1 protein-coding gene is annotated in these 1,238 nt (G+C 53.2%); it reads right to left on the reverse strand.

The annotated features are described in order from the left end of the window. Positions 1-50: 50 nt before the first annotated feature. Positions 51-1,159 (reverse strand): IS3 family transposase gene (locus tag DXXMK7_RS00005; protein WP_369831406.1). Its coding sequence is split into 2 segments (ribosomal slippage): positions 51-898 and positions 898-1,159, totalling 1,110 coding nucleotides; the frame shifts between segments, so codons are not numbered across the junction. Between the last annotated feature and the right edge of the window lie 79 nt (positions 1,160-1,238).

A 1,238-nucleotide genomic window follows, 5' to 3' on the forward strand; every position in this document is an offset into this window, starting at 1 on the left:
GGTGACCCTGACCCCGAATCTGATCCACCCATAATCAGAAATTCTCGACTTCAGGATGGCTGCATATTCTGGCAACCGACAGATTTTTGAGCAAATTCGGATGGCGTCATCCAACCCAGCGCAGAATGGGGACGTCTCTGATTATAGTGTATGCGCCAGGCTTCGATTTTGCACCGTGCATCCTCCAGAGACATGAACCCGTTCTCGTTCAGGCATTCCTGCCGCAACCTGCCGTTGAAGGATTCCACCGTGGCATTGTCCGTCGGTGTTCCCGGCCGGGAAAAATCAATGCGGATACCCCGTTCGTAAACCCATTTATCCAGCATTTTTCCTGCAAATTCAGAGCCATTGTCGGTTTTCAGCCACTGAGGCAACGGGCGATGACTGGCGATATGGTTCAGCATCTCAGCGACCTCTGTTGAACGAAGGTTCTGTCCCACACAGATCCCAAGACACTCGCGCGTGTAGAGATCGATAACGGTCAGCAGGCGTAATCGACGTCCGTCAAACAAGGCATCAGAGACAAAATCCATACCCCACACATGGTTCGGATATAACCCCTGAGGTTGCGGCTGACGCCGCTGGGCAGATTTGTTGCGGTGTGGCCGCTTGAGACGTAACGATAGCCCCTGCTGGCTGTAAAGACGGTAGATCCGCTTGTGATTATCACGCCAGCCTTCGCGCCTGAGCATCACATGTACCCGTCGGTAGCCGTAATGCACCCGGGTTTCGGTGATCTCACGAATGCGCAGGCGCAGCGCACTGTCATCAGCGGCAACAGAACGGTATCGAAACGAACTACGACTGATCCGCAATGCCAAACAGACCTGTCTCTCACTGGCACCGTAGCGCGCTTGTAAATCCCTGACCCATTCGCGCAGACGTGCCAGCGTCAGCTCTTTTTTGCGAGGACATCCTGCAACATCGCTTTATCGAGGCTCAGATCGGCAACCAGCTTCTTCAACCGCAGGTTTTCTTCTTCAAGCTGTCGCATATGCTTGAGTTCTGACGGTGAAATCCCACCGTATTTTTTACGCCACGTATAAAAAGTGGCATCGGAAATCCCCAGCTTGCGGCAGACTTCCGGCACCGGCGTACCCAATTCAGCCTGCTTCAGGGCAAACACAATCTGTTCTTCGGTGAATCGCGACTTTTTCATCGGCACAACCTCCGTTCAGGGCGTCATTATCATGCCGGAATTCTGTTTCTGAATGGAGCAGGATTTTGGGTCAGGGTCA

Source organism: Dickeya sp. MK7 (assembly GCF_000406305.1).
Lineage (GTDB): Bacteria > Pseudomonadota > Gammaproteobacteria > Enterobacterales > Enterobacteriaceae > Dickeya > Dickeya fangzhongdai.